Source organism: Gemmatimonadota bacterium (genome assembly GCA_026706345.1).
Taxonomy (GTDB): Bacteria; JAAXHH01; JAAXHH01; order JAAXHH01; family JAAXHH01; genus JAAXHH01.
Genome location: JAPOYX010000211.1, coordinates 22,338 through 28,552, shown reverse-complemented (window position 1 = coordinate 28,552; position 6,215 = coordinate 22,338). Strand labels below are relative to the sequence as shown.

Here is a 6,215-nt window from a genome sequence, read left to right as displayed (position 1 = left end):
AACGACTATATCAACTCCCGGCGTCCGGGAAGCGTGAAACATGCGCCACGAAGCGTCGCGTTGCTAGGAAGGGTGCCAATATAACGCATTCCCCTCCTGGAGACAAGCAGGGAATACGACCGCAAGGGCCGGTCCCGTCTTCTCCGGAGCCTTGACACGCAAAGGCCCGCCCCCTATTATAAGTCGTTCTGATACGCCCGTATCTAGGCGATGACTTACGGGTTTTTAGCGATAGAATCCAAGACATTCGGGAGTAACCATGTCTAAAATCAGACTGGGACTGGTCGGCTGCGGCGGCATGGGGCACCGGCACCTTTACGGCCTGGCGGAGCTGCACCGCGCGGGGCTTTGCCGGTTCGAGCCGGTGGTGGCCTGCGACCCCCGCAAGGAGAATGCCGAATCCCTCGCCGGACACGTTGAAGACCATTTCGGCATCCGTCCCGCGGTGGTCGCGAGCCTCGACGAGGTGGACGCCGGCGACCTGCAGGCCGTCGATATCTGCACGGACCCGCGATTCCATCACACTATCTGCGCCGAAGCGGTTTCCAGGGGCTGGGACGTGATGACGGAGAAGCCCATGGGACTTACCGTGCGCGCCTGCCGCCTGATGCGTGAAGCCGCGGACGGCGCCGGGCGCATCCTGTCGGTGGCCGAGAACTACCGCCGGGACCCGGTAAACCGGCTCGCCAAGGCCCTGTTGGACGCCGGCGTGATCGGAACGCCACGCTACATGGTCCACAACACGGCCGGGGGCAGCAACAAGATGATGATCACCGTGTGGCGGCACCTGAAGAACGTCAGCGGCCTGCTCCTCGACGTGGGCGTTCATTTCGCAGATATCCTGGAGTACTTCATGGGGCCGGTGTCGGACATCTACGCCCAGACGCGGCTCCATGAGAAGATCCGCTACAACGACATGGCGGGAAAAGATCCCGCGACGGCCTCCCGCAACTCGCCGGCCGGCGTCTACGAGCACTGGCAGGCGGAGATGCCGGCGGAATTCGACGTGACCGCCGAGGACGCGGCCTATGCCACGCTGACCTTCCAGAGCGGCGCGGTCTGCCAGTACCTGGAAGAGCACGCGACCTTCGGCAGGGGGTTCTGGCACCGGGGCATCTATGGTTCGGCGGGAGCGATGGAACTGCCCGGGGACCGGTCCGGTCAGCCGTTCTCCGTTGCCCTGGAAGGAAAGACCATCGAGGGAGACGCCCTCCTGGATCTCGTGCCCGACTTTGCCCTGGACGAGGCGACCGCGGCGCTGTTCGGAGGCGACCGCCTGTGGAAGTACAGTTTCCCCTTCCCGGAGACGGACCGCAAGATCATCGCCATCGAGTACGCCGATTTCGCGGAGGCCATCGACGAAGGGCGCCAGCCCGAGGTAGACGGGTACATGGGCATGCGGTCGGTCGCCGTGTCCTACGGCATCATGGAATCGGGACAGGCGGGCAGGGCCGTCACCATGGACGAAATGATGGCGGACGAATTAGGCGACTACCAGCGGGAAATCAACGACAGCCTGGGCATCTGAGGCGGCGGCATCTGAGGCGGCGGCATCTGAGGCGGCGGCATCTGAGGCGGAGTTGAGACAAGGCTGCGGCGAAGTTGAGATTGAGCCGAGACACGGTCGAGACACAACAAGGCCGAGACGCGGTCGAGACACACCAATACCGGACAGCGTAGTGGCCACCGGGGCGGAGATTCATGAAACTCGGTTATTCCACCTGGGGCATGCCCAAAGTCGAGATGGACGAGGCGGTGCCCCACCTGGCGTCCCTGGGTTACGACGGCATCGAGATTACCGTCATCCCGGGCTATACGACAGAACTGGGCACGCTTGACGGCGAGGAACGCCGCCGGATCCGCGAACTCTTCGCGCGGCACGAAGTGGAGATGCCCGCCATCGCCGGGCACACCAGCCTCCTCGATCCGGACGTGCGGCAGCACGCCGACAACATGAAACGGCTCAAGGATACCGTGGAACTCTGCGCGGACCTGACCATGGGCGGTCTCGTGCCCTGCCTGGACACCACGCCCGGCGGCCGGCCGGAGGATTGGACCGACGTGCGGGACCGGCTGCTGAACGAGGTGGGCGATCTCGTGGATTTCGGCGCCCGCCACGGCGTGGTCATCGCCATGGAGCCCCACATCGGCTGCTGTCTGTGCGACGTGGAACGGACTCTCTGGCTGCTCGAACAGATCGATTCCGAGTACCTGAAGCTCAACTACGACATCAGCCACTTCGACGTGGCCGGCGTGCCCACCGCGGAAAGCGTGGCCGCCCTGGCGCCTCACACCGTGCATACCCACGTGAAGGACCAGCGGGGCACGGCGCCGGACTTCGAATTCCTGATTCCCGGCGAGGGCGATTTCGACTACGTGGAATACCTGGATGCCATGAAGGCGGCCGGATACGACGACTACATCACCGTGGAAGTGAGCATGATGGTGCAGCAGCGGGAGGATTACGATCCCCGCGACGCGGCCGGACTGGCCTATCGAACCCTTGACGCGGCCTTCGAGGCGTCGGAGGCGGAACGAAAGAGGTAGGGATTCGGAACCCCGGAGAAGGCTATTGCAGATTATGCAGGTGTGTCGCGAGGTAGCCAGTGACAACCCGGCATGTCCAAATACAGTTTAATTTTTAAAGTAATTTGAAGGCATTCGAGGTATTCTGAAGTATAACTTAACAATCCATCATCGAGCGTATCATCGGTTAGATCAATTAGATCAATCACGCCGCGAGGAGGCATCATACCATGTACGATCCCGTACTCGTTGAACCCATGCGCCGGGAACTGACGGATCTGGGCGTGGAAGAGTTGAAGACCGCCGACGAAGTGGACGCGCTGTTGCAGGAGCACGAGGGTACGGCGCTGGTCGTGGTCAATTCCGTTTGCGGTTGCGCGGCGGCCAATGCGCGGCCGGGCGTCGCCATGGCCCTGCAGAACAAGAAGAAACCGGATCGGATCACCACGGTATTCGCCGGCATGGACCTGGAAGCCACGAGCAAGGCGCGGGACTATTTCAAGGGGTATTTTCCGTCATCGCCGCAGATCGCGTTGATGAAGGACGGCCAGGTGGCGTTCATGCTGGAACGCCATGACATCGAAGGCCGCACGGCGCTGGACGTCGCCCAGCGACTGATGATGGCCTTCAACGAGCACTGCGGCTAGTCCGGGCGCGGACTGATATGGCCGGCGGGTTCTACGCGGCCGGTCCCGGCGCCTGGTTCAAGCGCCGCCTATTCCTTCTCGTACTCCGCCGTGCAGACCGTGTGGATGCCGCCCCGGATCCGGTAGTCGGTGCTTACCGTCATGCGGACCGGCTGCACCGCCGCGACGAGGTCGTCGAGGATGCGCCGCGTGACGTGCTCCTGCACCATGCCGACGTTCCGGTACGAGAGCAGGTAGTACTTGTAGGACCGCAGCTCCAGGACCTTCTCGTCCGGCACGTAAGAAACGATTACCTCACCGAAATCGGGCAGTCCCGTCCAGGGGCAGACCGCCGTAAACTCGTCCGTATCGATATCCACGTCGAGGGGATCGCCCTGGGACTCGTAGGGGAAGGTCTCCAGGACCTCGGGCCTGATAGCCCCGGGCCCGTCGAAGTCGAACTGCTTCTGCCGGGGTTCGATGTTCATTTTTTCTCTCAGACTCTTCCTGTGATATCCGGTGCATCCGGGTCTACGCTGCCGCCCTCCGGCTGGGAGGCGACCGGCCTGTAGGGCATTTCCTCGTAGGAAGTATACGCAACATCGAGCCACGGGGTTTCTATTTTTCTGTGGTCTTCGTATCGGCTGTTCATCACGGCGTCGACGATGCCCGTGACCAGCAGCGTCCGGTCGGGCGGATACGGCGCGACGCCCGACAGGAAGAACCGCTGTATGTTGTGGCAGAGATATCCGAAGTGGGCGTGGTTGCCCTCACGGACCAGGTTGAAGACGGCCCCGTGCACGCGGCCGTCGACCCGCGCGGCGTAGGCCCAGGTTTCGATGTAGCCGCCGAGCATGAGGACGGTCGTCCGCAGCCCGTCGCGGTGTTCCACCAGGAAGGCCGCCGGTTCCGTCGCGTGTTCCCGTGCGTCACCATCCGGCTTGCCGGGTATGGCGTCGAGGGCCGCTTCCATCAGCTCCCGCGACCAGAGACCCTCGTCGCAGGCCCGCCACATTTCATCGCCTTCCAGGCATTGCACCGAAGCCACGCCCGTCTCCCCGCCGTGGCGGCGCTCGATCATGCACTGCAGCGCCTCCAGGGTGTGATAGCCGTAGGATTCGATTCCACCAAATCCCACGGTGAGCGCCTCCTCGACGTTGGTTTCCAGGTCGTACTCGATCCACGGATCCCGCCAGGCCAGCGGCAGGGAGGAGCCGGCCATCAGGGGGATGTCCAACTCCTTCGCCCGGTTCCACATCCACAAGGCGTCCCGGTAGTCATAGGCCAAATGCTTGTCGCTGAACACGGGTACGGAGCGTCCGCTTTCGGCGAAAACGCCGGCGATCTGTTCGAAGAAGTACCGCCGCGGATACATGTGGCGGCCCCGTTCGTTCCACGGGTAGTCGCCGTGCTCGCCGATGAGCAGCACCGCGTCCACCCCCAGGCTGTCGCCGCCCGCGTGCAGCGCACGGCGGATGCTCGGGTAGACGGGCACGCCGAACTTCTCGGCCAACTGCAGGCCGATGTCGTTCTCGAGGACATGGTCGATGTAGAGGGATACGACGTCCACTTCGGGGGCGAAGTACCCCTCGTCGACCGACCAGCCCTTCAGGAACTTGGAGACGATGACGTCCGCGTGAGCGCCGGGGAAGTAGATCGTGCAGATGGCGGCGACGCGAAGGCGCTTGACCATGGGTCCCTGTTCTCCGTCAACTGCCGAGAACAGGTTCTTCGACCGGCACTTCCGCGGGCGCCTCTGCCGGCACTTCCGCGGGGCGGTCCGTCTGCTTGCCGTACTCCTCGATGAACTCCTCCACCAGGCGCCGGCACACGTCGTCGGCGTACTGCTCGGGCGGGGACTTCATGAAGTAGGAAGAAGGACCGAGCTGGGGACCGCTGAGGCCGTTGTCCAGGGCCAGCTTGCAGCACCGCACCGCGTCGATGACGACGCCGGCCGAGTTGGGCGAATCCCAGACTTCCAGCTTGAGCTCGAGGTTGAGCGGCACGCCGCCGAAGGTCTCGCCTTCCATGCGGATGTGGCACCACTTGCGGTCTTCGAGCCACGGCACGTGATCGCTGGGACCCACGTGGATGTTGTCGTCGCCCATGTCGTAACTGAGCTGGGACGTTACCGCGTTGGTCTTGCTGATCTTCTTCGATTCGAGCCGCGAGCGCTCCAGCATGTTGTAGAAATCGGTGTTGCCGCCGAAGTTGAGCTGGTAAGAGCGCAGGACCTTGACGCCGCGATCCGCGAACAGGCGCGTCAGCACGCGGTGGGTAATGGTGGCGCCCACCTGGGACTTGATGTCGTCGCCGATGATGGGCAGGCCGTGCTTGCGGAACCGCTCCGGCCAGTGGCCCGTGCTGGCGATGAAGACCGGAACGCAGTTCACGAACCCGCAGCCGGCCTGCAGGATCTGCTCCACGTACCACTTCGTGGCTTCCTCGCTGCCCACGGGCAGGTAGCTCACCACCACGTCCGTCTTCGTTTCCTTGAGCACCTCGACCACGTCGACGGTGTCGCCCGCGTCCTTCTCGATGACTTCGCTGAGGTACTTGCCGAGCCCATCGTGTGTCATGCCCCGCTGCACCGGCACGCCCAGGTTCGGCACGTCGGCGAACTTCACCGTGTTGTTCGGATGGGCGAAAATGGCCTCGCTGAGGTCCTTGCCCACCTTGTCAGCACCTACGTCGAAGGCGGCCGAGAACTCCACGTCGCTGATGTGATAGCCGCCCAGGTTGGCGTGCATCAGGCCGGGTATGAACTCGTCCTGCGCGGCGCTGCGGTAGTACTCCACGCCCTGCACCAGGGACGAGGCGCAGTTACCCACGCCGACGATGGCCACTCTTACTTTGCTGCTCATGTTTTCCCCGCTTTCCTTCCGTCGCCGGACCCGCGCCACGCGCACCCGGAGTGTTGGAAAATGAATAAAACGATCGATTGTCTCTGGCATTAAGAAAGTGTCGGTTTTATTATAACTCAAATAAATAATTGTTATATTATCTATAGACGTTATCTATAGTTTACCGACAGTACCACGAACGTCCAGCTACAGTTCACGC

General features: G+C 62.8%; 6 protein-coding genes. 3 read left to right on the top strand and 3 right to left on the bottom strand.

The window, feature by feature from the left end:
* The first annotated feature begins 259 nt into the window (after positions 1–259).
* From OXG98_14470 to OXG98_14460, 3 genes are all read left to right on the top strand, one after another.
* Entirely contained in the window at positions 260–1,528 is a 1,269-nt protein-coding gene (locus tag OXG98_14470) for a Gfo/Idh/MocA family oxidoreductase (protein ID MCY3773206.1), read from the top strand.
* Positions 1,529–1,701: 173 nt separating this feature from the next.
* Positions 1,702–2,547: a sugar phosphate isomerase/epimerase gene (locus tag OXG98_14465; protein MCY3773205.1), complete on the top strand. Its 846-nt coding sequence runs from the start codon at positions 1,702–1,704 to the stop codon at positions 2,545–2,547.
* A 209-nt stretch (positions 2,548–2,756) separates the two neighbouring features.
* Complete coding sequence (locus tag OXG98_14460; protein MCY3773204.1) at positions 2,757–3,173, top strand: BrxA/BrxB family bacilliredoxin; 417 nt, start codon at positions 2,757–2,759, stop codon at positions 3,171–3,173.
* Between the two features lie 68 nt (positions 3,174–3,241).
* Here the strand turns inward: OXG98_14460 and queF are convergent, their stop codons facing one another.
* The 3 genes from queF to OXG98_14445 are packed head-to-tail and all read right to left on the bottom strand — an operon-like array spanning position 3,242 to position 6,016.
* Positions 3,242–3,640, bottom strand: coding sequence for a preQ(1) synthase (gene queF / locus OXG98_14455; GenBank protein MCY3773203.1), 399 nt, complete (start codon positions 3,638–3,640; stop codon positions 3,242–3,244).
* Positions 3,641–3,648: 8 nt separating this feature from the next.
* Entirely contained in the window at positions 3,649–4,845 is a 1,197-nt protein-coding gene (locus OXG98_14450) for a hypothetical protein (protein ID MCY3773202.1), read from the bottom strand.
* A gap of 16 nt (positions 4,846–4,861) precedes the next feature.
* The gene (locus OXG98_14445; protein MCY3773201.1) at positions 4,862–6,016 is read right to left on the bottom strand and encodes an inositol-3-phosphate synthase; all 1,155 of its coding nucleotides are present in this window, start codon (positions 6,014–6,016) and stop codon (positions 4,862–4,864) included.
* Positions 6,017–6,215: the final 199 nt, after the last annotated feature.